The following is a 25,107-nucleotide window of genomic DNA, read 5'->3' on the forward strand; positions in this document are numbered from 1 at the left end:
ATATGAAGTTTTCGTCTGGTGGCGATAGCGAAGAGGACACACCTGTACCCATACCGAACACAGAAGTTAAGCTCTTTAGCGTCGAATGTAGTTGGGCTTACGCCCTGTGAGACTAGAACGTTGCCAGGCAATAGTGAGGGCCTTCCTTTTGGAAGGTTCTTTTTTTATATAATCTTTACATATATTTTGATTTTATTTTCAAAATAGAGTATCATAAAGTAGTAATATTTTTTTGGAGGTTTAGGGAATGTTTTATTTAGAAGATGAAAAAACATTAGTTCTAACTAGTGAAAATAAGAAAGATATTTTAAGTGCGTTAAAATTAATTAATAATATATCTAATAATAAAAATATAAAAGTTGCATATATTAAAATTTTAGGAAAAGTATTAGAATTTAATAAAGCTATAGAAAACTATTATTATTCACAAAAGCCTGGATATAATGAAATTTATCAAGAAAGAATTGATAATTTTGATAATAGTAGTGATGAGTTTAAGCGTATAAAGGCCTCGTTAAAACCAGATTTTGATGATGATAATTTTGATAAAGAATTAGAAAAAGAATTCAACTTAATTCTTACTAGAATTGAAAGCAGAATTTCTATAATTTTTGAAGATGAGCAGCAGTATAATTTTAATAATTATTTAATTACACTTATTGAAAAAGAAAATCTTGATGAGTTTATTTGGTTAAATACTATTTATAATATTTATAAAGAAGGTAAGAGTTTGAATAGTATTGTTCATGACTATTTAAAACTAAGTGATGTTGAATTTTCAGATCTTTATAAGATTTATTTATTCGTTACGGACTATAATATTAATAAGTTGTTATTAAAAAATGAATCTAAGATTATTAATAATGACTATTTAGAAAACCATGATATCTTCTTTAATTATATGTATAAACTTATTGAAGATTTAAGAACTTTTGTAACAAAAAATGACAAGAAAAATATTCTTAGCTTTTCAACTATTATAGAAAGTCATACTAATATTAGTACACCTAATAAAGAAGAATTTCTTGACTGTGTGTATAAAGTGTTTAATTTCTTAAGAGAACTTTATGAGAATGATAATGCTAAATTATTATTAGATAATATCTATCCTATTTTAGTTAAATCTTTCTTCGCACCTCTACGAAATGATGATAAAATAAAGTATGACTACAATCAAAATTTCATTTTTGCGTTAGAGTATACTCAAATTATTATTGAAGTAATGGATGATAATCATGAATAATAAATTTTCGGTTAAAGATTACTATTGCGTCTATAATGACTATGATATATCTAAACGTATTAAAGAATTACATAACTTATATTTACCACTACTTGGCAATGATGCAATTAGTCTGTATACTTTTTTTGGAAGTAAGATGCTTAGTGATAAAAATCTTTCTAAAAGTTATCTGCATTATGATATACTTGATAATCTTGGTTTATCAGATAATAAATTCTTAATTTCAAGAAAAAAATTAGAAGCTTTAGGCTTGATTCAATCACTGTATTTTGACAATAATGGAGTCGGACAATTTATATACAAAATTAAAGAAGCATTAAGTTTTGAAGAGTTCTTTAATACACCAGTTCTTGCAAAATTATTAGAGAATACATTGGGATCTAATAATTATTCTGAATTAGTTAATTATTATTCTTTAGATAAAGTAAGTTTTAAGAGTTTTGAAGATATTACAGCGAAGTTTTCCGATGTTTTCCGTTTAGAAAACTTAAATGATTTTAGCTTTGATTATATAACAAGTAAAACTATTAATGGTCCAAACTTTGATAAATATTTCTTTGATTTTGATAAATTAAATTTCTATTTAGCTAATAGTTACCTAACTGATGTAATATCAAATGATGAAATTAAAAACAAAATTTTAGGGTTAGCTCATATTTATAAAATGTCTCCAGAGGATATGTCTAGCGCTATAGAAAAATCTGTAAAAATTTCTAATGGAGCTAGTGAAATTAATATTAAGGTTCTTAGTGATTATATAGCTCAATTAAATGTCAATGTTAGAAAGCAAGAGATTCCAACGCTTGATCGTATGGTAAATAAAAACCTTGCTAGTATAAAAGAAGAGCAGTTAACTGAAGATGAAAGATTTGCTAGAGAAGTCGATAACACTAATTTTGTAGAATATTTAAATAAGCAGGTAGGTATAGTAATCTCTAAAATAGATGCTAAAAATATTGAAGAACTACAAAGTAAATATAATTTTCCAACAGGTGTACTTAATATATTGTTAGAGTATTCAATTAAGCAAAGTGGTAATAACTCAGTACCACATATAAATTATATTGACAAAATTGCGAGTACCTGGAGTGCTCAGAAACTTTTTGGAGCAAAAGACGCTATTGATTTTGTTAGAGCTAATAGAAATAAAAAAACTAAAGCTACTAGCACTAATAAGAGTCCGCAAAGAACTTATTCAAATAATAAAAAATCAAATCATGCGCCTTTTCCTGAATATTTACAAAATAGAAAAAATAACTTTAATGAAATGAAGACGGAAGAAGACAGAGTAGTTACAAAAGAAGATGAGGATACCTTTAAAGATTTGATGAAAGTATTATATAATAAAGGGGATGTGTAATGAAAAAATTATCCAACATAGTATCAAGTAATACAGAAACTTCATTTAAGAAGTTTATCTCTGAAAAAGTTTTAACTGATGTAGAGATAATTAAATTTATTCGTGATAATAACTTTTCTAAAGTTGATGTTGAAAATAACATTGAAAAATTTTATCAGTATTATATTTCAAAAGATAGGATGTTGAATATTGAACATCAACCTAAATTGATTTGTAATAATAGAGAAGTTAATATAGTTTATCAAGAGACTGAAGAATATAAACAAAAAGTTGAAAACCAAAAAATATCGAATAAAATTAAGACAGAATTTATTCCGAAAAGAGTATTAACATACACTTTTGATAATTTATCGAAAAATAGTAAGAAAGCAAAATTAGCAATAGAAATTGTCAACTCTTGTATGAGTATCCTTAATAAGAAAAGTACAAGAGGTGCTTATGTGTATGGACCTACTGGAACTGGAAAGACGTATTTGATGGGATGTATTTATAATTATTTTAGGAAAAGTGGAAAAGAACCAACAATTTTATATTATCCTGAATTCATTAGAAAAATAAAATCTAAAATTAGTAATAATAGTTATGATTTATATATAGATTTAATTAGAAATGAAGAGATTTTAATAATTGATGATATAGGTGCAGAAAATATAACGGAATTCATTCGTGATGAGGTTCTTGGACCTATTATAAACTATAGAGAAGCAGAGAGATTACCGACATTTTTCTCATCTAATTTAAGTATAGATGATTTGGCAGAATTACTATCTAATGGAAAAACATCAGTAGATAAAACAAAAGCCTTAAGAATAGTGGAAAGAATACATTCTTTAAGTGTCGCACATTTTCTAGATGGAGAAAATGAAAGAGAATATTATAATTAAAAGAAAAAGCATTTTTAAACATTTTAGTTTGAAAATGCTTTTTCTTTTTTATGGTGAAAAATTCAAAAAAAATTATTTTTTTTTAGAAATTAGTGGAAAAAAGTGGGGAAATGTGGTAAATTATAAAAGTAAGGTGGTGAGAAGTAGTGTTTATAGGTCAATATAATAATAAAATGGATGCCAAAGGAAGGCTTAGTATTCCAATAAAGTTCAGAGATGAACTAGGTGAAAAATTTATTATTACAAGAGGTTTAGACTCTTGTTTATTTGGCTATTCACTACAAGAGTGGCAAAAAGTGGAAAGTAAGATAAAATCACTACCTATTACAAAGAAAAATGCCCGTACTTTCCAACGTTTCTTCTTTTCTGGAGCCACTGAAGTTGAAATAGATAAACAGGGAAGAATTAACATTCCCAATGCTCTTATAGAACATGCTTTTTTAGATAAAGAGTGTGTTGTAAATGGTTTATCAAATAGGATAGAAATATGGGATAAAGCTCGCTGGGAAGACCTACTTGAAGAAAGTGAAGCTAGCGTTGAAGAAATAGCAGAAGAATTAGAAGATTTTGATTTTTAGGATGGGTGAAAATGTTTAAACATTATAGTGTATTATTAAATGAAGCTGTAGAAGGCTTAGATATAAAAGAAGATGGCATTTATGTAGATTGTACTCTTGGTGGAGCAGGTCATAGTTTAGAAATTTTAAAACGCTTAAAAAATGGAAAACTATATGCATTTGATCAGGACAATGTTGCATTAGAGAATGCCAAAGAGAAATTAGCTGAATACAGTGATAAAGTTGTCTTTATTAAATCTAATTTTGTTAATTTGAAAGAAAAATTAGAAGAACATGGTGTAAATGAAGTTGATGGAGTACTTTATGATTTAGGAGTTTCTTCCCCACAATTAGACACACCTGAAAGAGGTTTTAGTTATAACTATGATACAAGATTAGATATGCGTATGGATACTGATGCGGAAATTAGTGCATATGAAGTCGTTAATGAATATAGCTATCATGATTTAGTAAAAATATTCTATCGTTATGGCGAAGAAAATTTTTCTAAACAAATTGCAAGAAATATCGAAAAAAAACGTGAACAAAAACCTATAGAAACTACTTTTGAATTAGTAGAAATAATAAAAGAATCTATCCCTGCTGCTAAAAGAAGAACTGGAGGTCATCCAGCCAAAAGAGTATTCCAAGCAATTCGTATTGCTGTTAATAATGAGTTATCTGTATTTGAAGATTCATTAGAACAAGCAATAGATATCGTTAGTATAGGAGGAAGAATATCTGTAATTACCTTCCATTCTCTTGAAGATAGAATTTGTAAACAAATATTTAACTCTTATTCTAAATCAAAAGATATTCCGAAAAACCTTCCTATTATGCCAGAAGAAAGTTTATCAAAATTAAAAGTAATTACAAGAAAACCTATATATCCTAGTGATATTGAATTAGAAGAAAATAATAGATCAAGAAGTGCAAAACTACGAGTTGCAGAAATTCAGACGAAGTAGAAGGGAGGAAATAAAATGGCTACATTAAAGGTGTATAGTCAAGAGTATGGAGTAAAAAAAGTACAAGAAAAAGTAAAATTTAATTTATTAGAAAAAACAGCTTATGGAGTTTTTGTAGGAGTTATTTTACTTGCCAACGTAGTTATGTTAAACTATAAGGGAGAGATTTATTCACTACGAAGTGCTCAACAAAAAAATGATATTGTAATATCAGAAAAACAAAAAAATAATAATGAACAAAAAGTTATGATAAACAATCTATCATCTTACGAAAGAGTTAAAAAAATTGCTGAGACGGTAGGAATGAAAACTCAAAAAGATAGTATAAAGGTAGTGAGATAATTGATAAAACTTTTTAAGAAAATATTAACTTTAAAGTTTTTGGAAGATAGAAGAAGTTTAGAAAGAAAAGATTATATCTCTCGAGAAAGAACAAAAATTGTATTTTTTCTAATTTTTGTTTTTTTCTTTGTATGGATATTAATATTAAATATAGGACAAATGATGCTAATAGGAACAGTAAGGGGACATAATCTTTCTGAATTAGCGGATAAAAAATATAAAATAGATAGTAATTTACAACCAAATCGCGGTAAAATTTATGATAGAAATGGAAATATACTCGCGGATAATATAGAGTCATATAAATTAGTTGCTGTAGTTTCAGATAAAGCTACAGAAGATGATACTAATCCTAGACATGTAGTAGATATTGATAAAACTGCAAATGAATTATCTAAATTTATAAAATTAGATAAAAGTAAAATAAAAGAAATTCTTACAAAACAAGGTGTTTATCAAGTAGAATTTGGAACTGCTGGAAAAGATATAAGCGTTGAAGATAAAAAGAAAATAGAAGAATTAAAACTTCCGGGAATTGAATTTATAGCCACAACGAAAAGGTATTACCCAAATGGAAGTATGCTTGGAAACTTTTTAGGATTTGCTCAAAATTCTCCAGATAGTGATTTGATTACAGGTAGATTAGGAGTAGAGAAAACTTTTGATTATTACCTTAGAGGAAAAGAAGGACATATTACATATGCTAAAGATGCATGGGGGAAAGTTGTCTCTAATATCCCAAAAGTTGAGATGAAACCAGTGGATGGTGCGGATATTTATTTAACGATTGATAAAAATATTCAAGGTTTCATCGATAATACTTTAAAAGATATTCAAGATAAATATGAACCGGAAAGTGCTTTTGCAATTGCAGTTAGCCCTAAAACAGGAGAAATATTAGGTTTAGGCCAAACACCTGCTTTTAATCCGAATACCCAAGAAAATCTAGCAAATGCATGGTCAAATATTTTCTATAACTCAGCTTATGAACCAGGTTCGACATTTAAAACATTTACAATGTCGATAATGGTAGAAAATAATATATATAAACCAGATAGTTACTATAGATCTGGTTCATATCGAGTGGAAGACGCTACAATTTTTGACTGGAATAAGATTGGTTGGGGAACAATTACTCAACGTCATGGTTTCCAACAATCTTCAAATACTTTAATGTTAACATTATTAAATGAATTGGGAACTGAGAAATTAAAAACAGGCTTAGAAAACTTTGGATTTGGAAAAAGTACAAATTCATTATATGGTAATGAAGCAACTGGTGATTTAGTATTTAATAATAAAGTTTCAGCTTCAACAACAGTATTTGGACAAGGTAGTACGGTAACTGCGATGCAAATGGTTCAAGCAGAAACAGCAATTTTAAATGATGGACAGATGTTAGCACCATACTTTTTACAAAGAATTCATGATAAAACAATTGATAAAGATGTCAATATTGGGCAAAGAACGGTAGTAGGAACTCCTATTTCTAAACATACGGTAGATATAATGAAAGAAGAATTATATGGAGTTGTAAACGGAACTTGGGCCCAAGGTGGTAAAAGATATGCTGTAGACAACTATAGTACGTCAGGAAAAACAGGAACAGCACAGGTTGTAGATTCGAAAACAGGTACATACTATAAGAGTCAATATCAAGTATTACATTCATTTATAGGGTATGCACCGAGTGAAGATCCACAAGTTATTTTATATGTTGGTTTGAAATTACCTTCAAAAAAATTGGGGGAAAGTTATGCTAATGGTGCCTCTGAAATATTTAAACCAATAATGGAAAATACTCTTAATTACTTAAATGTTAAGAAATCAAATGACAATAATAGTGTGAAAAACTATTATATGGAAGATTTTATAGGAGAAAATATTGATTCAACTATAGCTAAACTACAACAAAAAACGAAAAATATTATAACAATTGGAAGTGGGAAAGATATTATTGGTCAATATCCTTCTGGTGGTAATCTAATTCGTCAAGATGAAAGAGTATTTTTATTAGTTTCTGATGAAAATATAGTTTTACCTAATTTTGTCGGATGGTCAAAAATAGATATACTTAACTATGGAAAATTATCTGGTTTAGATATAGAAACTGAAGGAAATGGATTTGTCAAACAACAATCTATTCCAGCGCAAAAAATTGTGAAAAAAGGGGAAAAGATAAAAATAAAATTTAGTTAGGAGAATGAAATGAGTAATTCAGATACAATTTTTGCTATATCGTTATTAATGGTAGCATTCTTTCTGACAGTGTTAATGCTACCTAGATTAATAAAATATTTACACGAACTAAAGTTTGGTCAAGCAATCAGGGAAGAAGGACCACAAAGTCATATGCATAAAAAAGGAACACCTACTATGGGGGGGATTTCCTTTATAATTGCGATAGTTATATCACTAATAGTTGCTAGTTTCTTAGATAGCGCAAATATAAAATATTACATACTATTCATTTATACAACTATTTCATTTTCGATAATAGGATATATTGATGACATGTTAATAGTAGTGAAAAAGAAAAATGATGGCTTAGCACCAAGAAAAAAATTAATGTTACAAATACTATTTTCTGTAATATTTTATATACTAGTAACATTTATCTACAAAGATATTAACTATATACATATTCCAGGATTGGATTATAATTTAAATATCTCATATTTATATATAATTTTCCTAGTATTTTGGCAAACAGGATTTTCTAATGCAGTTAATTTAACAGATGGATTAGATGGATTGGCAACTAGCGTAACAATTATTACAACTACTACATTTGCTTTATTAGCATATAAAGAGAATAACTTCCCTGTATTAGTATTTTGTTTAACAATAGTAGGAGCACTTGTAGGATTTTTATTATTTAATAGAAATCCAGCAAAAATATTTATGGGTGATACTGGATCATTGGCTTTAGGTGGAATTCTAGCAGCAATTTCAGTAATCTTACATAAAGAAGTAGCATTTTTATTTATTGGTTTAGTATATATATTAGAAACACTATCAGTGATTATTCAAGTAGCGTACTTCAAGAAAACTGGTAAAAGAATTTTTAAAATGTCACCATTACATCACCACTTTGAATTATCAGGTTATGGTGAAGTAAAAACTGTATACATTTTTGTTATTATAGCTGTTGTTTCTTCAGCTATAGGGTATTTTGTAGGGGTAATATAAAATGATAAATTTAGAAGATAAAAAAATATTAGTATTAGGATTTGCTAGAAGTGGTTATTCAACAGCAAAAATTTTAAATAAACTAGGTTATGATGTAATATTAAATGCATATGATGATTTAAGTAGTGATGCAAAAGCTATTGAGTTGAGAAACTTAGGTGTTGAGATTGTTGATGGAGGCCATCCTTTAGAACTGTTAGATAATATAGATTTAATTGTTAAAAATCCGGGAATTAAATATGAGATTGATTTTTTACAAGAAGCAATTAAAAAAAATATTGATATTATTACTGAGATAGAATTAGCTAATACATTATTTAATATCGATATGGTTGCAATAACTGGAACTAATGGGAAAACTACAACAACGCAAATGACGTTTGATATACTGAAAAATGCTCAGAAGGATGTTTATTTAGCTGGGAATATTGGTTATCCATCAATAGAAGTTGCATACAATCATCCTAATGCTTTAATAGTTACTGAAGTATCATCATTTCAATTACAAGGAACTAAATACTTTAAACCATCAATTGCAGCTATTACAAACTTAGGAATCGGACACTTAGATTATCATGGAAGTGTGGAAAATTATAGAAATGCTAAAAGAAATATTTACAAAAACCAAACAAAAGATGACATACTAGTTTTAAATATTAAAGAAGTTGAAAAATATAAAATAAGTGAAATTAATTCACAAGTGATTTTTTATGATACTAAAGAAAATCCAGAAGCAGATGTATTTGTAAAAAATAATATGGTAGTTTATAAAGATATAGAATTATTTGATATTACAAAAATATCACTTCCAGGTATGCATAATATAGAAAATGCTATAAATGCAGCATTAATTTCTTATATAAAAGGTGCAGATATTTCTACAATACGTGAAGTACTTTACAGTTTTAGCGGAGTAAAACATAGATTGCAATTTGTAGGAGAACACAAAGGAGTGAAGTTCTATAATGACTCTAAAGCTACTAATCCAGTAGCTACAACCACTGCACTTTCTGGATTTGAAAATAATATAATATTAGTGTGTGGAGGGAAAGATAGAGGAATTGACTTTAAAGAACTTGTTCCATTTTTCCCGAGAATTAAAGCAATGGTTGTTGTTGGTGAAAGTAAAGAGATATTATTTAACTTAGCAACTACTAATGGGGTAGAATGTGAGAGAGCAACAAAAATAGATGATGCAACTTTCTTAGCAAATAAACTTGCAAAAAGAGGAGATATAGTTTTATTATCACCAGCATGTGCATCATGGGATCAATATAGATGTTTTGAAGATCGTGGAGAGGAATTTATAGCAACGTTTGAAAAGATTAGTCAAGAGGATTAAAAAACTATGAACAGGAAGAATAAAAAGTTACTTTCAAAATTAGATAATGAGAAAAGAAGAAGTTCATTAGAGAAAATTAAAAGGAAAAAAAGAAGAGAACTAATATTTATAGTAACTTTATTTTTAATTGTGATATCAGTATTCTTATTACTATTTAGTAATTATTTAAAATTAAAAACTATTAAAATTGAAGGTAATAATCAAATTAGTAAGGAAGAAATACTGAAAGCAGGAAACATAAATAATGATTTAAAAACTTGGGCTATAAAAGATAATGAAATTCAAAATAACATACAATCAAAGTTTGAAATATTTAAGTTCGTATCAGTTCATTCAAAATTACCCTCTACTATTGAGATAAAAGTAGAAGAATATAATTTTATTGCACAAAATAAAAAAGAAGATGGTAGTTTTGAAATAATTATGGAAAATGGAAAACCTTATTCAGGTAATGTAAAAAATAATTATAATTTACCAATTTTAGAAAATTTTAAAGATGATGGCAGTAAATTAGAAGAAATATACAAGAATTTAAATAATTTAAAAGAGGAAGTAAAATCTCAAATTTCAGAAATTATTAATGATGAGAATGATAATATTATTATTTATATGAAAGATGGCCAAAAAGTTAAAGCTCTAAGGTCAAGTTTTTCGAATAAGTTAAATTATTATGAAGAGATATCTAAATATATTGAAGATAAAAATAATACAACTTTAAATTTAATAAATGGTTCATATCTTGAAACTCCAAAATCAGAGCAAAAAAGAAATGATAGTATAAAACAATTATTGACAAGACAAGGTTTAAGGGAAGATTCTACAGAAAAAGATAGTAAATACGATAAAAATAAAAACGAAGTAAAAAAAGATAACAAAGCTGAAAATTCTACTACAAATAAACAAAATAACTCTTCAACGACAAACAAAAATAATACAAAACAATAGGTAAATAATAATATAAGGAAATAGTAAAAAAGTATCCAAAATTTTATATTTTGGATACTTTTTTAGTTAAAAATAATATAAATTTTAAAAAGTTTCAAATTATATTACAAATTGAAAATATTTTAATAAAATTTAATTTTTTTTGAAGTTTTGCATATTTTTTTTTTTGATTTTATGTTATAATTTAGTATGTGTAAATAAAATCAGTGTGTATTTACAATTTTATTATAATAACAAAGTTTTAAAAGGAAGGAGTGTTTGACTTGAGTTCACAATTGTATACTTCAATAGATCTGGGATCATCTAGTATAAAAGTGATTATAGCAGATGTAGTATATGAAAAATTGAATATACTCGGAGTAGGAATTGTAAAAACTACATCCATTAAACGTGGGAACATTATTGATGTAGAATCTGCCTCTAGAGATATTCAAAAAGCGATAGACATTGCAAAAAGTGAAGCTAATAAAGACATAAGATCGTTATATGTAGCAGTTCCAAGTATACACACTCATATAAAAAAAAGTGTAGCGGAAATTAAATTTGATACAAAACATGATATTGATGGTAGGGATATCGAAGAAGTTGTTGAAGAAGCTAAGATTCTACCATTGCCACGTGAAAGAGAAGTAGTTCAAGTAATTCCAGATTACTATCGCCTTGATGATATTGAAAATATAAGAAAACCAAAAGGAATGACTGTTCATAATACATTTGAAGTTACAGGTAATAGAGTTTTAACATCTAAAACTCACCTACACACAATATATAAAAGTATTGAAAATTTACGTTTGGATTGTAATGAAACATTTTGTACATCACATTCATTGGGTGAATTATTACTTAATGAAGAAGAAAAAGATTATGGTTCAGTGATAATTGATATAGGTGCTGGGCTAACGACAGTAAGTTATTTTGAAGATGGAATACTACAGTTGTCACAATCAATAGAACTAGCAGGTGAAGATATTACACGTACAATCTCTGATGTATTGAATGTTCCTTTGAAGAGAGCTGAAGAAATAAAAGTTACGCAGGGACATGCATTTTATGATTTAGCCTCTCCACAAGTAATTGTTGAATTAGATAACTTAGAGCCAGATGAAGAACCATATACTCAAAAAGAGCTTGCCGACTATATTGAGGAAATAGTTGAAGAAATAATCTTACGTTCATTTGATGTTCTTAGAAAAGCGGGAATAAATAGAGTAAAAGGAAATGTAGTACTAACTGGTGGTACAACTTTAATGCCAGGAGTATTAGACTTAGCAAAAGAAATGTTAAGAAAAATGAATGTTAGAATTGGATCTCCAAAGATTATTGGAGCTAATTCTCCGGAACTTTCAGTAGTAGTTGGAACGTTAACTAGCAGTTATAAAATCGAATCATTATTTGGTTACCAAGTAACAGATGAAATACCAACAGTAAAAAATACAAATTCAACATTTGAAAATGTTTCTGCAGTGCAAGAAATTTCGGTAAATAGTTCAAATGTTGATGCACCGGTAATAACTGAACCTCATAAAGAAGAGTTAGAGGAAGAAGTTTATTACGAAGAAGAGAAAAAAGATAAAGACAAAGAAGAGAAAAACTTTTTTGATAAAATAACTAAAATGTATAATTCGTTTTTTGAATAATAATCAGGAGGAAATAAAGAATGTTTGAAGAATTTGATCAATCAGCAGTAATTAAAGTAGTAGGTGTTGGTGGCGGTGGAGGTAACGCCGTTGACCGAATGGTAGAAAGTGGAATTCAAAATGTAGAGTTTATCGCAGTAAACACAGATGCTCAAGCATTAAAACGTTCTAAAGCAGACGTAAGAATTCAAATTGGTGAAAAATTAACTAAAGGTCTTGGAGCTGGAGCTAATCCAGAGGTAGGACGTAAAGCAGCTGAAGAAACTAAAGATAAAATTGAAGCAGCACTAGAAGGAGCGGATATGGTATTCGTTACTTCTGGTATGGGTGGAGGAACAGGTACTGGTGCCGCTCCAATCGTAGCAGGTATTGCTAAAGAATTAGGAGCATTAACAGTAGGTGTTGTTACTCGTCCATTTAACTTTGAAGGTAAAAAACGTCAAGTACAATCTACAGCAGGAATTAACTCACTTAAAGGTGCAGTAGATACACTTATCGTTATTCCTAACGATAGATTATTAGATATCGTTGATAAATCTACTCCAATGATGCAAGCATTCGTTGAAGCTGATAACGTATTACGTCAAGGGGTACAAGGTATTTCTGACTTAATTAACGTATCTGGTACAGTTAACCTTGACTTCGCTGATGTTAAAGCTATCATGGCTGACCAAGGTTCAGCATTAATGGGTATCGGTGTAGCTTCAGGTGAAAACAGAGCTATCGAAGCAGCTAAAAAAGCTATTTCATCTCCATTATTAGAAACTTCTATCGTTGGAGCAAAAGGTGTGTTATTAAACATCACAGGTGGACCATCATTAAGTTTATTTGAAGCTCAAGCAGCTGCAAGTATCGTTCAAGAAGCTAGTGACGATGAAGTAAACATGATCTTCGGTACAGTATTTAACGAAGAGCTAGAAAAAACTGATGAAATCGTTGTTACAGTAATCGCTACTGGATTCGAAGAAGATGGAGTGAGTGTTGAAAGAGATATCTTAGCACAACGTCCAGCTCAACCAGAAGCTAGCTCATTCACAAGTGGATACGGTAAAAACGAAGTAGAACAAGAAATGTACCCACGTCCAAGAAGAAGAACAAGAAGAGAAATCTAATAAATGAAAAAAAGAAAAATCGGGAATTACTCGATTTTTCTTTTTTATGTTGTAATAGACGAGAATAAAAACTAAGAAATATAGATAAATTAAAATGATAGGGAGTGATACTACAAAATTACTAAGATCACAATTTTTTAATCACTCCCTGTATTCTAATCAATTAGAGTAAATTTTATTTTAAAATTGATTGCATTTTTTAGTGTATTGTAAATAAAGGATTTATTTAGTGATGAATTACAAAATTCTATAAGATTATTTTCATCAATATCTGCATATAAATAATACGTGATTAAACAGCTATCAATTTTTGGTTTTTCGTTATAACCTTTAACATTTAAAAGGGTTAGAGGATTTTTTAATACTAGATGAATTTTTCCCTCAAGTTCTTCAATGACTATATTAGAATGTTTACTTTCATTTATTATAGTATGGGCTATCCCACCTAATATTGAAGATGCTAAATAATTTATGCTGCTTCTATAATCTGCATTAATATCAAAGTTAATATCACTTGAAACTAAAATAGTATCATTATTAGTATATAGTTTAAAATCATTATTAGATAAAATCCCTCTAAAGCTAAGGTCATAATTATTTGATTCGTATAAATTAGTCATATAGCTGCCTCAATGTGTTTTTAGCCTCATTTAGACGAGCTAATTTTTTATCAATAATCTCCATTGTACTTACGGGTCTATTTGCAAATGTAGCAAAGCCACAGTCGGGATTTAACCAAATTCGTTCCTTAGGAATATATTTCATAACCTCTTCTACACGTGCTAAAATATTCTCTAATGGCTCGATATCATCGGTTCTTGGATTCATAACTCCTAATCCTAATATACAATTGTCTTTTATTAAAGTACTACTGAATAATGAAGATATTTCTCCAGCACGAGGAGTAGAAAATTCTAATGTAAGTATATTAGGAAGAGTTTCTTCGAATAATGGAAGTAGAGGAGTATACGGTCCAGTAAGGAGAATACTTTCATCACGACTCCAATTACCACGACAAACATGAAGAGAAACTAATATTTCTTTTTCTTTGGCATAATCTATTACAGATTTAATTAATTTAGTAGCAAATTTTAATTCTTCAGTAGGATCTTTTTTCTCAGATAATGCTGCACACATAAAAGATCTTGTTTTTCCTTCAGAAAATACTACTTCGGTTAATACAGGCTCATCAAATTGAATAACATCTACTCCTATTTTTGCTAATGAATCAATTTCTTCTTTTAATATTTTAATAATATCTTCACCTAGAGAATCCTTGTTATCGTAATATTGTTTTGATAGAGCAGGTAACCACATAGATCTAGTTATTAAATAGGGACCTGGTAATGTTGCTTTGATTTTCTTATCGGTTAATTTTTTTAGTTCAATCATTTCATCAGCAACCAAAGGTTTATTATATTTTACTTTTCCAGTACAAATTGCATTTTTTATACTAATTGCAGGAACGTCTAGTATTTCTAATATTTGTTCAAAGCCTTGTTTGTCTTCAATATAATCAAACATATCAGCCATACTCATCATTGTAACACCGTCTAAACGCTCAGCAATAAATGAAACATAATTATCTCGATTTAGTTCACCGCTAGTTATTATATCAATATAATTATTTTCTTGAAGTTCAACTACATATTTTGTTTCTTCATCTAAGATTTCTTGATATGTTTTTAAGTCGATATTTCCTTTATTTAATTTTCGTTTTGCGGTTAAAAGTTTTTTACTACGAGGCATACTACCAAGAAGAGAAACTACGAAAGATGAATTAGTCATAATTATTCACCATAAAACTCTTTAAAAAAATTTAAATATTCGTTGGCTTCAGTAAGTTGTTTAAATCCAGAAGTGCGACCAGAGATCCATTCTTTTAAGCCTTCCATATCCATCATTTCTTTATGATCTGGATTATTGTAATCCATTTTATGTAATACTTCTATAAATTTTTCAAAACGAGCTACGTCTAAATCTGGATGTCCTGAAAAGATACAGTGATCAAAGAAATCTGTTTTTGATAAGATTTTAACCTGATTTTCATCTAGAGTTCCATCTGCAATCCATGCATTATAGTTTAAATCTAACATCCACGTAGCTGCTACTTCATCATTTTTTAAAGCAATTGCTGAATCAAGCTCTCCACCAACATGGTCACCATGAAGCCCAACACCGATATCAAATCGTTTTTCAGTATAATCTTTTCCAAATTCTAAACCAAGTTTGTGAAGATGGTTAATAGGAATTAATCTGGCTTGTGGTGAATCAATTGCACCGAATCCAATTGTTTTATCTTTTAAGTCTTCAATAGAATTTATGTTACTGTTAGCTTTTACTACTAAATATGAACTACGATCGCGGTCTGTATCACGCATAGAACCGTTTAGTGCAGTACCTTTAGTACGTATATTTGTATCTAACCAGGCTAAAGGAGAATTCCAAGCCACATCAATTTCTTTAGCTAATAAACCATCAACTTGACCTTTGTAATCCTTGTAATAAACTGGTTCGATAGGGAAGTTTTCATCTTCAAAAAATTTTGCAATAATTCCCCAGATTACAGTAACCTTAGGATCATAAATAACAGCTCCAACTTTTAATTTTGTCATAATAATATACCTCTTCTTAATTATATTTTTTAAAATGAGAGGTGACCCAAAAATCGTGATTTCTGAGAATCGATTTTGTGGAGTCACCCCTACAAAGCTTATAAGTTCTCATACAAACTTTTGAGAATTTAGAACTTTTGAGGTGTCCCTCAAATGAGTTATTTTAGAAAAATGTTCTATGGCAATTGTTGACCTGTGATTGCTTTTCCTAACCAGATAGTAAGCACGTCAACACTAGGTGCCATAATATGACTTGCGAATGCATCTCTTAGATAGCGTTCCATATTTCCAACACGGTTATATGCTTTACCACCACCAACACGCATTCCAAGACGAGCTAATTCAATAGCAGCTTCACTAGCAAAGATTCTAGCTGATAAAATTTTTGCTAGTATATCGGTATCTTTTGCTAAGAAACTACGAGCTGCTTCGTTTGTTCCAAGAACTGCTGCATTAGTTTGGCTATAGATTTTAGCTAGATGAATTTGTACAGTTTCAATTTCACTTAGAGATTTTCCATCAGGATATTTTCTATTAGTAGTATGTGCCACAGCTTCTTCTAGTATTGCTTCGCAAAGACCACTATAGACAGCAGCCAGACCTGTGATAAAGTATGTTGCAACAATAGTAAATACTTGGTCAACTCCTGATCCAGCTTGACCAATACGTAATTCTTTATTTAACTCAACATCGTTAATTGCCATTTGACAAGAAACATTACCACGCATTCCTAGACCATGCCAAGTAGAAGGTTTGAATTCTAGACCTTTGCTACCTAGAGGAAATACCCAGTTGTCAATTCCACCTTCAACATCGGAAGGAGTAAGAACAAGATAATAAGATGCAAATTCTGCAGAAGTCACCATACTTTTTAGTCCATTAAATACTACCGAATTATCTTTAAATTCAGTTTTGACATCTGAGATATAGAAGTGTGTCCCAGTTCCTAATTCACTGTACGCAAGTGCCATAAATTTTTCATTTTCAACAATGTCTTTGCAAATTTTTGATTTTAGATTATCGTCAGCATAAGAGAGAACACAGTTTAGTGCAACATTATGCATCATATAACATAGACCTACTGTAGCACTTGATTTAGCAAAAGCACGGCAAGCATCTACATGTTCTTGCATATCTTTTCCTAACCCTCCAAGTTCAGTTGGAATCATTAGTTTAAAATATCCAGCTTTTCCTAACTCTTTAAATACTTCTTCAGGAAATCTTTCTTGTTCGTCTATTTCTTTTGCAATAGGATCTATATATTTTTTTGCAAACTCCCTAGCTTCTTTGTAAAATGTTGTCATAATAATGCCTCCTAATATTAATATATCTAATATATTTTTTATACAAAAATTATACCACAAAGAATAACTCTGTAAATGTTTTCTATAAAGTACTTAAAAGGACATGTAAAAAATAAATTTATATAAAATATATAATAAATATTTCATAATTAACTAATCTAAAATGATATATTTATAACCATTTTAATAAATATATTATATTTTGAAATATAAAAATAAATCCCAATAAATGATAGGTGATATCATTTTCAAAAATAATGAAACTAAATTTAAAAAATAAAAATTGAAAAAATTATCTAAAAAAGTCTGAAAATTTATTTACAAATTGTATTAAATCTTGTATAATCTATATTTATATAATTAATTAATGAAAGGATGAAAAGAATGGCAGATTCAAAGATGGAAAGAAAACTACAAGCTCGTCATATTAGTATGATAGCTATAGGTGGATGTATAGGTACGGGATTATTTATGGCTAGTGGTGCAGTAGTTAGTAAAGCAGGTTCTTACGGAGCAGTTTTAACATATGCATTAATTGGAGTTATTATATACTTTTTAATGGCTTCTATAGGAGAATTGGCAACATTTTATCCAGTTTCAGGTTCATTTGGAGCATATGCAACTAGATTTATAGATCCAGGAGTAGGATTTGGAGTCGGTTGGTTGTTTTGGATACTGTGGATTTTAGTAGCAAGTGTTGATATAATAACATTATCGAAAATATTACATTACTGGGAATTCTTTAGACAATTTTCAACGTTTTCGATTTGTATTGTTTTTTTAGTATTTTTATATTTATTAAACTTAGTAAGTGTTAAAGTATTTGGTGAAGTTGAATACTGGATAACAATAATAAAAGTCATGACAGTTGTCGCATTCTTAATAGTAGGAGCTGCAATCATCTTTGGAGCTACTGGGAATAGTGAAGCTGGTATTCATACATTTATTCAAAATGGTGAAAAAACAAGTAGTGCAGGTGTGTTGGGATTATTTGGTGTTCTTTCAACTGCAGCATTCTCATTTGGAGGAACAGAAGTTGTAGCAGTTACAGCAGGAGAATCTCCAAATCCTAAAGAGACAATGCCTAAAGCAGTTAGACAAGTTTTCTGGAGAATATTAATATTTTATATAGCTACAATGTTAATAATTTCTTCAATAGTATCAGCAAATGATCCAAGATTATTAGACACAAATAATGTAACAGCCTCTCCATTCACAATCGTATTTCAAAACATTGGTTTAGAAGTGGCGGCAGTTATTATGAATGCTGTAATTTTAACTTCAGTTTTATCAGCAGCAAATTCAGGTATGTATGTTTCTAGTAGACAGTTGTTTTCGTTAAGTTCGCATAATTACGGTCCTAAAGCATTTAAAAAATTAAATACTAATTCAGTACCAGTGTTTGCTTTAACTTTCTCGGCAATATTTATGGTATTATGCTTTATTTTTGAAAGATTAAATCCAAGTGGATATTATATGTTACTTTCTATGGTTGGTATTATAGTAATGATAATTTGGATGGTTTCATTAATATCACAAATTCGTTTAAGAAGAGCAATTGTTAAGCAAGGGAAAAAAGCTGAAGATGTTCTTCCTTACACATCTAAAACAGGTGTTGTAGGATCATACATTGCACTATTTTCTTTTGCAACAATAATATTACTACAATTAGTAGCTGATTACGCAACAGGTGGTTTTGTAAAAATGTCATATAACTTAGTTTGTCCGGCTGTCGGTGTAGTAATGTATATAGTATTTAAATTAGTAACGAAGAAAAAATTTGTTAAATTAGAAAAAATGGATATACATCCATATAAGGGATAATTAATATTGAAAAAGATTAATGAGTTATAAACTTATTAATCTTTTCTTTCATATTAAACTATATTCTTTAGTTATTTAGTAAAGAGACTGAATAGTTTTTAAACTATGGTAAATGCTTGCAGTTTATGATAAAATTGTATTTAAGTAATTTAATGGAGATGATAATTTGAATATTGGAATTACAGGAAGTATAGCATGTGGAAAAAGTACTGTATCAGACTATTTAATAGAAAAGGGGTATACTATTATTGATGCCGATAAACTTGGACATGTTGCGCTTACTAGCAATGATGTAAAAAGAAAACTAACTGAAAAATTCGGTGATAATATTCTAGAAAATAATGAAATAAGTCGCGAAAAATTAGGTAGGTTAGTTTTTGGTAATGATGATAATTTAAAAATTTTAAATAGTATTATTCATCCTAAAATTAGAGAATTAATTTTAAAATTACAAAAAGAACATAAAGATGAAAATCTTGTCTTTTTAGATATAGCCTTATTGTATGAAGCAAATTTTGTAGATTTAGTAGAAAAAGTTGTGGTCGTTTATGTAGATGAAAAAGTTCAATTAGAAAGACTAATGACGCGGAATTTTTTATCTATGGAAGAAGCTCTCATGCGTATAGAAAGTCAAATGAAGGCGAAAGAAAAAGCATCATTAGGTGATTATGTTATTAATAATAGCTATAGTAAAGAAGACACATTTCGGCAAATTGATAAAATAATAAAGAAGCTAAAAAGAGGAGATAAACATAATGACTAATGTATTAGAAATTAGTAATCTTGGTGGAGGTTATAATCGTAGAAAAATTATAGATAATATCAACATACAAATACCGAAAGGTAGTATAACAGCTCTAATTGGTCTTAATGGAGCTGGTAAAAGTACTACAATTAAGCATATACTGGGATTACTTAGACCTATGGAAGGTGAGATAAAGGTTAATGGTATTACAATTACTCGTGATAATGAAAAATATAGAAAGAGTATAAGTTATATTCCAGAATCACCCATTTTATATGAAGAATTAACACTAGAAGAACATATAAATCTAACAGCGATGGCCTATGGATTAAGTATGGAAGATACGTGGAAAAAAGCTGAAAAATTACTAGAGTTGTTTAAACTAAGTGATAAGAAGAAATTTTTCCCGGTACACTTTTCAAAAGGAATGAAACAAAAGGTAATGATTATATGCGCCTTTTTAGTAGAACCAAACTTATACATAATTGATGAACCATTCCTAGGGTTAGACCCTATAGCAATAAATGATCTAATTAATTTAATGTGTGAAAGAAGGGATGCTGGAGCTAGTTTGCTGATGTCTACACACATACTAGCTACAGCGGAGAAGTATTGCGATAACTTTGTTATTATTCACGAAGGAAAAATTCTTGCGAATGGTAATCTAGAACAACTAAGGGCCGAATTTAATATGGCAGGTGCGTCTTTAGATGAAATTTATCTATCATTAACGGTGAGAGATAGTAATGAGTAATATAGAGAATATTTTTGCAGATAGACGTAAGCAAGAGCAGGAGCTAAAACTAACATATAGCAAGTACATTTTTAATTCGCACCTAATTATGTTTCTTATTATTGTGTTAGGAGCAGCGCTTATTAATTACTCGAAGTGGATTTTCATTGCGAGTCAATTTGAATTGTATTCGGTGTTTATGGCCACATCATTAGCATTTAGCTATTATTTGATAAGTACAAAGATAAAGACCTATATTAAAGAAGCTGATGCAGTATTTTTATTACCATTAGAGAAGTATTATAAAAATGTTGGAAAAAAGACAGTTATTAATATATCGGTAATGCACATTATAGCATTTGTCATTTTTTATTTTACGGTGAAACCTATTACTAGTATTATAGGTAATGTTGATAAATTAGCTATATGTTTATTGATTATAGTAATTGTATTAAACAATTTATTAAAATACGTTCAAGTTATTCACTATAAAGAAATTGTTTGGATTAAAATTTTACAACTTGTAGTGACTTTCGTACAAATCATTGCAGTATTTATAATTAATTCTTATATTCTTATTATTGATATAGCTGGAATAATTTGTTTATCTTTTTGTACATATTATATTCTTAAGAATGCAGTGAATACAAAAAGTTTAGAAGATCAAGAGAAGCTAGTTGTTAAATGGAATGAAGCGGCTGAATACGATAAACATCGTATAGAAAGCTACTTGAAATTCGTTAATATGTTTGTAGATGTTCCGTTAAGTGAAGTAAAGGTTGCTAGAAGGAAATATTTTGATACACTTTTACCTAGATTAACTAATGATAATTTCAATAAAGACAATAGCTTTAAGTATTATTATTATAGAGCCTTTTTAAGACAGGAAAATACTATATTTTTAGCTTTAAGACTTATGTTATTAGCAGGATTATTAATTTTTAGTTTTAAAAATCCGTACGTAAGTGCAGTAGCTATTATATCTTATAGTTATTTAACAATTATACAACTTGTTCCTCTGTATAAACAGATGAGTAATAATATTTGGCATAGTATACTACCAGTTGATGAAAGTATTAAAGTCGGTAGTTTTAAGAAATTATTAACTGTTGTAATGTTAGTAACTACAATACTACTTGCATTATTTGCAGTATTATTTAGTAATTTTGAAGGAATACCGATAGCAATAATCACAGCATCATTAGTGTTTGCTAATATTATAGCTAAGATTTTTATTGAAAAAGTAAAATAGAAGGAATTGTCATGAAAAATATAGCAATAATAGGAGGAGATTTATCGGGAGTGAGTTGTGCTTATTTCTTAGATAAATTCTCGGGAGTAAATTCAAAAAAATTTAATATAGATTTGATTGAAAGAGAATTAGAGTTTGTAAATGATAGGTTTGGAAAATTTCAATTTGGTCAAGAAATTTATGATAATGGGTGGCATAATTCAATTAGTGAACAAGGAGTATTATTTTATCTAATGATAGAGCTTGGTCTACATAGATATCTAATAAAGAGTGGAAGTACGAAGAAAGTTTTTTTTACAAAAGAAGGAATAAAATACTTACCAGAGAAAATACTTTATGGTGTCCCTTTAGATAAAAGAGAGTTATTAATGTCAGATTTGTTTACTTTTAAAGAAAAATTATCTATTTTATATAATATGTATAATACTCTAGAAGATGAAGATATAAAGGAATTGACAGTCGAAAAATTTTTTAAAACTATTATTAATGAGCGAATATATGAAAAACTAATAGAACCATTATTAACAAGTCACTATGCTTGTGATATTTCTAAGCAAAGTATGATAAGTTTAATGCCAGAACTATCATTTTTAACAATTCAAAAAGAAGATATTAATAAAATTTTAGAAGATATGTATGATAGAAATGTTATTGATAATATAACAGTAGGTTCTGAGTATAGATTAAAATTCACTTTAAAATCTTTTATAGAAACATTAGAATCTAATTTTTCTGATAAAGTATTTTTAGAGTTAAATCGCAAAGTTGAAAAAATAGAAAAAAAAGGTGATAAGTATTTAGTTCATTCAAATGGTAGTATCTATTATTATGATTATATAATACTTACATTAAATCAAAAAAACTTCTTACCATTATTTAATGGAGATGAAAAAATAAATGAATTTTATTCAAGTATGAAGTATGTGTCTAATATTGTTGTAACTCTAGTGTACAAAAGAGATGAGTTACATATTAATCGTGAAATAGGAGAAATTATTTTCCAAAAAGATGATAGTGAATATATAACAAAGTTAGAATATGTAAGTAATAAATGGATTGATATTAAGATGAGTGGAATACAAATCGTAAGAGCCTATATTGATAGAGAAGAAGCGGTTAGTAAATTAATGAATAAAGATGATGATGAAATAAAAGAAATAATAGAAAGTGAACTGAGAAAAGTTCATGGCTCAGTAGGAAAACTAAGTAGATTTTATGTAAGTAAGATTAAAGACAACTATAGATTCCGTTGTAAGAATTATAATAAGAATATAAATAAGTTCAATGAATATATGAAAAAAGAATATCCAAATGTATTCATTATAGGGAAATCAAAAAAAGGCACAACTTTAGAAAATACAGTATTAGAAGCTAAAGAAGTAGCTAAACAAATATTAGAAAATATAAGATAAGAAAGGACGTACATAGTACGAAGTAAAGCAAATGAAATTTTTCACAAATAAAAAAGCAGGTGTAAAAGTAACACCAATATTTGAAAATGAAGCATACGAAAGTAAGTTATTAGAATATACAAAAGAAAGAGAATTATTCTCTGGAAAACTTAATGAAATATACGCTAATCTCCCTTTTAATGGAGAAAAAGAAATACTTTTAGGATTAGGAAAAAAAGAAGAACTAGTAGAAGACAAGGTACGAGAAGTATTCTTTAAACTAGTTAAAGTATTAGAAAGTAACAAAGAATTAGAAGTATTTATTACTTTACCTAAAGTTAAGAGTGTTTCAACTGAAAAACTTGTAAATGCTGCAGTCGAAGGTGCATTACATGCAACTTATAAATTTGATAAGTATAAATCAGATAGAAAAGAATCTCCAGAAATTACGATTAATTTATCTACAGAAGAAAATCTAGAGAATTTAGAAGAGGTAGTAAATGAAGCTCGTGATATTATGAGCGGAGTATTCTTCTCACGTGATTTAGTAAATGAAAGAGCAGAGTACTTATATCCAGAAACTCTTGCTAATATTGCTAGTAAGGAATTATCAGCATTAGGTGTTGAAGTAGAAGTATATGATGAAAAACAATGTGAAGAGTTAGGATTAAAAGGTTTATTAGCTGTAGGTCGTGGATCAGATAGAAAACCAAGATTTATTGTTATGAAATACTTAAATAATCCAGAAGAAAGTGAAGTAATTGGATTAGTAGGTAAAGGTGTAACTTATGATTCAGGTGGTTACTCAATTAAACCTACAGCTAATAGCATGGATATTATGCACTGTGACATGGGTGGTGCAGGAACTGTAATTGGAACAATGAAACTAGTTGCGACTAGAAAATTAAAAACTAATGTAATTGCAGTTGTTGGTGCATGTGAAAACATGATAGCTGGTGGTTCTTATAAGCCAGGTGATGTAATTTCAACACTTTCAGGAAAAACTGTAGAAGTATTAAATACAGATGCAGAAGGACGTATTACTTTAGCAGATTCAGTATACTACGCTACTGAAAAATTAAAAGTTAGCAAAGTAATAGACTTAGCGACATTAACAGGGGCATGTTTAGTAGCATTAGGTGAATTCTACACAGGTGCAGTAACAAACAACCAAGAATTCTATAACGAACTAAGCAAAGCTGCGAAAGAAGCGGGAGAAAGAGTATGGCAAATGCCAGCTGATGATAGCTTCAGAGAATTAAATAAATCTTCTATAGCTGATGTAAAAAACACAGGAGGAAGACTTGGAGGAACAATAACTGCGGGACTATTCATAGAAAACTTCGTAGCGAACAATGTTCCGTGGATTCACTTAGATATAGCGGGAACAGCATATCTATCTAAACCAGAAGGGTACTTACCAAAAGGTGCAACAGGTATACATGTTAAAACATTATATAATTTAATAAATAAATAAGATATTAAAAGTTCAAGGGTATAAAATATTATATTCTTGAGCTTTTTTATATAATATTGTGAATTTGTTGGTAATTATATTAAGATTTTGTAAATAATTCGCAAATGTAAAAAGAGATATTTCAACAGTAATTGACATTGATAATTATTATTGATAAAATAAATATAAGTAGAAAAGAAAGGAG

22 protein-coding genes and 1 rRNA gene are annotated in these 25,107 nt (G+C 28.7%); 19 read left to right on the forward strand and 4 right to left on the reverse strand.

What is annotated here, in order from left to right; all coding sequences use genetic code 11:
• Window positions 1-14: 14 nt before the first annotated feature.
• The 13 genes from rrf (at window position 15) to ftsZ (ending at window position 13,582) form a co-directional block, all read left to right on the forward strand.
• Window positions 15-129 (forward strand): 5S ribosomal RNA (rrf, locus tag ACWOBP_RS06535).
• Between the two features lie 118 nt (window positions 130-247).
• Window positions 248-1,243, forward strand: a complete 996-nt coding sequence (locus ACWOBP_RS06540; protein WP_455337997.1) for a hypothetical protein — start codon at window positions 248-250, stop codon at window positions 1,241-1,243.
• Window positions 1,236-2,603 carry a replication initiation and membrane attachment family protein gene (locus ACWOBP_RS06545; RefSeq protein WP_455337998.1) on the forward strand — a complete coding sequence of 456 codons (1,368 nt, stop codon included), beginning with the start codon at window positions 1,236-1,238 and terminating at the stop codon, window positions 2,601-2,603. The genes ACWOBP_RS06540 and ACWOBP_RS06545 overlap by 8 nt, the downstream gene beginning before the upstream one ends.
• Window positions 2,603-3,487, forward strand: a complete 885-nt coding sequence (dnaI, locus tag ACWOBP_RS06550; protein ID WP_455337999.1) for a primosomal protein DnaI — start codon at window positions 2,603-2,605, stop codon at window positions 3,485-3,487. The genes ACWOBP_RS06545 and dnaI overlap by 1 nt, the downstream gene beginning before the upstream one ends.
• A 146-nt stretch (window positions 3,488-3,633) precedes the next feature.
• Entirely contained in the window at window positions 3,634-4,065 is a 432-nt protein-coding gene (gene mraZ / locus ACWOBP_RS06555) for a division/cell wall cluster transcriptional repressor MraZ (RefSeq protein ID WP_455338000.1), read from the forward strand.
• Between the two features lie 11 nt (window positions 4,066-4,076).
• Entirely contained in the window at window positions 4,077-5,012 is a 936-nt protein-coding gene (gene rsmH / locus ACWOBP_RS06560) for a 16S rRNA (cytosine(1402)-N(4))-methyltransferase RsmH (RefSeq protein WP_455338001.1), read from the forward strand.
• Between the two features lie 15 nt (window positions 5,013-5,027).
• Complete coding sequence (locus tag ACWOBP_RS06565; RefSeq protein ID WP_455338002.1) at window positions 5,028-5,354, forward strand: cell division protein FtsL; 327 nt, start codon at window positions 5,028-5,030, stop codon at window positions 5,352-5,354.
• 162 nt (window positions 5,355-5,516) lie between these two features.
• Entirely contained in the window at window positions 5,517-7,553 is a 2,037-nt protein-coding gene (locus ACWOBP_RS06570; protein ID WP_455338003.1) for a penicillin-binding transpeptidase domain-containing protein, read from the forward strand.
• 9 nt (window positions 7,554-7,562) lie between these two features.
• Entirely contained in the window at window positions 7,563-8,546 is a 984-nt protein-coding gene (mraY, locus tag ACWOBP_RS06575) for a phospho-N-acetylmuramoyl-pentapeptide-transferase (protein WP_455338004.1), read from the forward strand.
• 1 nt (window position 8,547) lies between these two features.
• Window positions 8,548-9,888, forward strand: a complete 1,341-nt coding sequence (gene murD, locus ACWOBP_RS06580; protein WP_455338005.1) for a UDP-N-acetylmuramoyl-L-alanine--D-glutamate ligase — start codon at window positions 8,548-8,550, stop codon at window positions 9,886-9,888.
• 6 nt (window positions 9,889-9,894) lie between these two features.
• Window positions 9,895-10,833 carry a cell division protein FtsQ/DivIB gene (locus ACWOBP_RS06585; RefSeq protein ID WP_455338006.1) on the forward strand — a complete coding sequence of 313 codons (939 nt, stop codon included), beginning with the start codon at window positions 9,895-9,897 and terminating at the stop codon, window positions 10,831-10,833.
• A 254-nt stretch (window positions 10,834-11,087) separates the two neighbouring features.
• Window positions 11,088-12,470, forward strand: coding sequence for a cell division protein FtsA (ftsA, locus tag ACWOBP_RS06590; protein ID WP_455338007.1), 1,383 nt, complete (start codon window positions 11,088-11,090; stop codon window positions 12,468-12,470).
• Window positions 12,471-12,490: 20 nt separating this feature from the next.
• Window positions 12,491-13,582, forward strand: a complete 1,092-nt coding sequence (gene ftsZ, locus ACWOBP_RS06595; RefSeq protein WP_455338008.1) for a cell division protein FtsZ — start codon at window positions 12,491-12,493, stop codon at window positions 13,580-13,582.
• Window positions 13,583-13,737: 155 nt separating this feature from the next.
• Here the strand turns inward: ftsZ and ACWOBP_RS06600 are convergent, their stop codons facing one another.
• The 4 genes from ACWOBP_RS06600 to ACWOBP_RS06615 form a co-directional block, all read right to left on the reverse strand.
• Window positions 13,738-14,202, reverse strand: coding sequence for an OsmC family protein (locus tag ACWOBP_RS06600; RefSeq protein ID WP_455338009.1), 465 nt, complete (start codon window positions 14,200-14,202; stop codon window positions 13,738-13,740).
• Window positions 14,195-15,370, reverse strand: a complete 1,176-nt coding sequence (locus ACWOBP_RS06605) for a cobalamin-independent methionine synthase II family protein (RefSeq protein WP_455338010.1) — start codon at window positions 15,368-15,370, stop codon at window positions 14,195-14,197. The genes ACWOBP_RS06600 and ACWOBP_RS06605 overlap by 8 nt, the downstream gene beginning before the upstream one ends.
• A 2-nt stretch (window positions 15,371-15,372) precedes the next feature.
• Window positions 15,373-16,197, reverse strand: coding sequence for a phosphate/phosphite/phosphonate ABC transporter substrate-binding protein (locus ACWOBP_RS06610; protein WP_455338011.1), 825 nt, complete (start codon window positions 16,195-16,197; stop codon window positions 15,373-15,375).
• Window positions 16,198-16,373: 176 nt separating this feature from the next.
• Window positions 16,374-17,501 carry an acyl-CoA dehydrogenase family protein gene (locus ACWOBP_RS06615; RefSeq protein ID WP_455338012.1) on the reverse strand — a complete coding sequence of 376 codons (1,128 nt, stop codon included), beginning with the start codon at window positions 17,499-17,501 and terminating at the stop codon, window positions 16,374-16,376.
• A 384-nt stretch (window positions 17,502-17,885) separates the two neighbouring features.
• Here ACWOBP_RS06615 and ACWOBP_RS06620 point away from each other — a divergent pair, with 384 nt between their 5' ends.
• From ACWOBP_RS06620 to ACWOBP_RS06645, 6 genes are all read left to right on the forward strand, one after another.
• Entirely contained in the window at window positions 17,886-19,325 is a 1,440-nt protein-coding gene (locus ACWOBP_RS06620; protein WP_455338013.1) for an amino acid permease, read from the forward strand.
• Window positions 19,326-19,491: 166 nt separating this feature from the next.
• Window positions 19,492-20,088: a dephospho-CoA kinase gene (gene coaE / locus ACWOBP_RS06625; RefSeq protein WP_455338014.1), complete on the forward strand. Its 597-nt coding sequence runs from the start codon at window positions 19,492-19,494 to the stop codon at window positions 20,086-20,088.
• Entirely contained in the window at window positions 20,081-20,824 is a 744-nt protein-coding gene (locus ACWOBP_RS06630; RefSeq protein WP_455338015.1) for an ABC transporter ATP-binding protein, read from the forward strand. Before coaE ends, ACWOBP_RS06630 begins: the two co-directional genes overlap by 8 nt.
• A complete protein-coding gene (locus ACWOBP_RS06635) occupies window positions 20,817-22,055 on the forward strand; it encodes an ABC transporter permease (RefSeq protein WP_455338016.1) in 1,239 nt (412 codons plus the stop codon). Before ACWOBP_RS06630 ends, ACWOBP_RS06635 begins: the two co-directional genes overlap by 8 nt.
• 11 nt (window positions 22,056-22,066) lie before the next feature.
• Complete coding sequence (locus ACWOBP_RS06640) at window positions 22,067-23,467, forward strand: protoporphyrinogen/coproporphyrinogen oxidase (RefSeq protein WP_455338017.1); 1,401 nt, start codon at window positions 22,067-22,069, stop codon at window positions 23,465-23,467.
• A gap of 31 nt (window positions 23,468-23,498) precedes the next feature.
• Window positions 23,499-24,923: a leucyl aminopeptidase gene (locus ACWOBP_RS06645; protein WP_455338018.1), complete on the forward strand. Its 1,425-nt coding sequence runs from the start codon at window positions 23,499-23,501 to the stop codon at window positions 24,921-24,923.
• The last annotated feature ends 184 nt before the right edge of the window (window positions 24,924-25,107 follow it).

It is taken from the genome of Gemella parahaemolysans (genome assembly GCF_053758945.1).

Excerpts from the sequence above, each read along its gene's own strand:
- ACWOBP_RS06600 (WP_455338009.1), bottom strand. The coding sequence starts at position 14,202 with ATGACTAATTTATACGAATCAAATAATTATGACCTTAGCTTTAGAGGG.
- ACWOBP_RS06620 (WP_455338013.1), top strand. The coding sequence starts at position 17,886 with ATGGCAGATTCAAAGATGGAAAGAAAACTACAAGCTCGTCATATTAGT.
- ACWOBP_RS06540 (WP_455337997.1), top strand. The coding sequence starts at position 248 with ATGTTTTATTTAGAAGATGAAAAAACATTAGTTCTAACTAGTGAAAAT.
- mraY (WP_455338004.1), top strand. The coding sequence starts at position 7,563 with ATGAGTAATTCAGATACAATTTTTGCTATATCGTTATTAATGGTAGCA.
- ACWOBP_RS06630 (WP_455338015.1), top strand. The coding sequence starts at position 20,081 with ATGACTAATGTATTAGAAATTAGTAATCTTGGTGGAGGTTATAATCGT.
- murD (WP_455338005.1), top strand. The coding sequence starts at position 8,548 with ATGATAAATTTAGAAGATAAAAAAATATTAGTATTAGGATTTGCTAGA.
- ACWOBP_RS06605 (WP_455338010.1), bottom strand. The coding sequence starts at position 15,370 with ATGACTAATTCATCTTTCGTAGTTTCTCTTCTTGGTAGTATGCCTCGT.
- ftsZ (WP_455338008.1), top strand. The coding sequence starts at position 12,491 with ATGTTTGAAGAATTTGATCAATCAGCAGTAATTAAAGTAGTAGGTGTT.
- ACWOBP_RS06585 (WP_455338006.1), top strand. The coding sequence starts at position 9,895 with ATGAACAGGAAGAATAAAAAGTTACTTTCAAAATTAGATAATGAGAAA.
- ACWOBP_RS06635 (WP_455338016.1), top strand. The coding sequence starts at position 20,817 with ATGAGTAATATAGAGAATATTTTTGCAGATAGACGTAAGCAAGAGCAG.
- ACWOBP_RS06640 (WP_455338017.1), top strand. The coding sequence starts at position 22,067 with ATGAAAAATATAGCAATAATAGGAGGAGATTTATCGGGAGTGAGTTGT.
- ACWOBP_RS06645 (WP_455338018.1), top strand. The coding sequence starts at position 23,499 with ATGAAATTTTTCACAAATAAAAAAGCAGGTGTAAAAGTAACACCAATA.
- ACWOBP_RS06570 (WP_455338003.1), top strand. The coding sequence starts at position 5,517 with ATGCTAATAGGAACAGTAAGGGGACATAATCTTTCTGAATTAGCGGAT.
- dnaI (WP_455337999.1), top strand. The coding sequence starts at position 2,603 with ATGAAAAAATTATCCAACATAGTATCAAGTAATACAGAAACTTCATTT.
- ACWOBP_RS06545 (WP_455337998.1), top strand. The coding sequence starts at position 1,236 with ATGAATAATAAATTTTCGGTTAAAGATTACTATTGCGTCTATAATGAC.
- ACWOBP_RS06565 (WP_455338002.1), top strand. The coding sequence starts at position 5,028 with ATGGCTACATTAAAGGTGTATAGTCAAGAGTATGGAGTAAAAAAAGTA.
- ACWOBP_RS06615 (WP_455338012.1), bottom strand. The coding sequence starts at position 17,501 with ATGACAACATTTTACAAAGAAGCTAGGGAGTTTGCAAAAAAATATATA.
- rsmH (WP_455338001.1), top strand. The coding sequence starts at position 4,077 with ATGTTTAAACATTATAGTGTATTATTAAATGAAGCTGTAGAAGGCTTA.
- ACWOBP_RS06610 (WP_455338011.1), bottom strand. The coding sequence starts at position 16,197 with ATGACAAAATTAAAAGTTGGAGCTGTTATTTATGATCCTAAGGTTACT.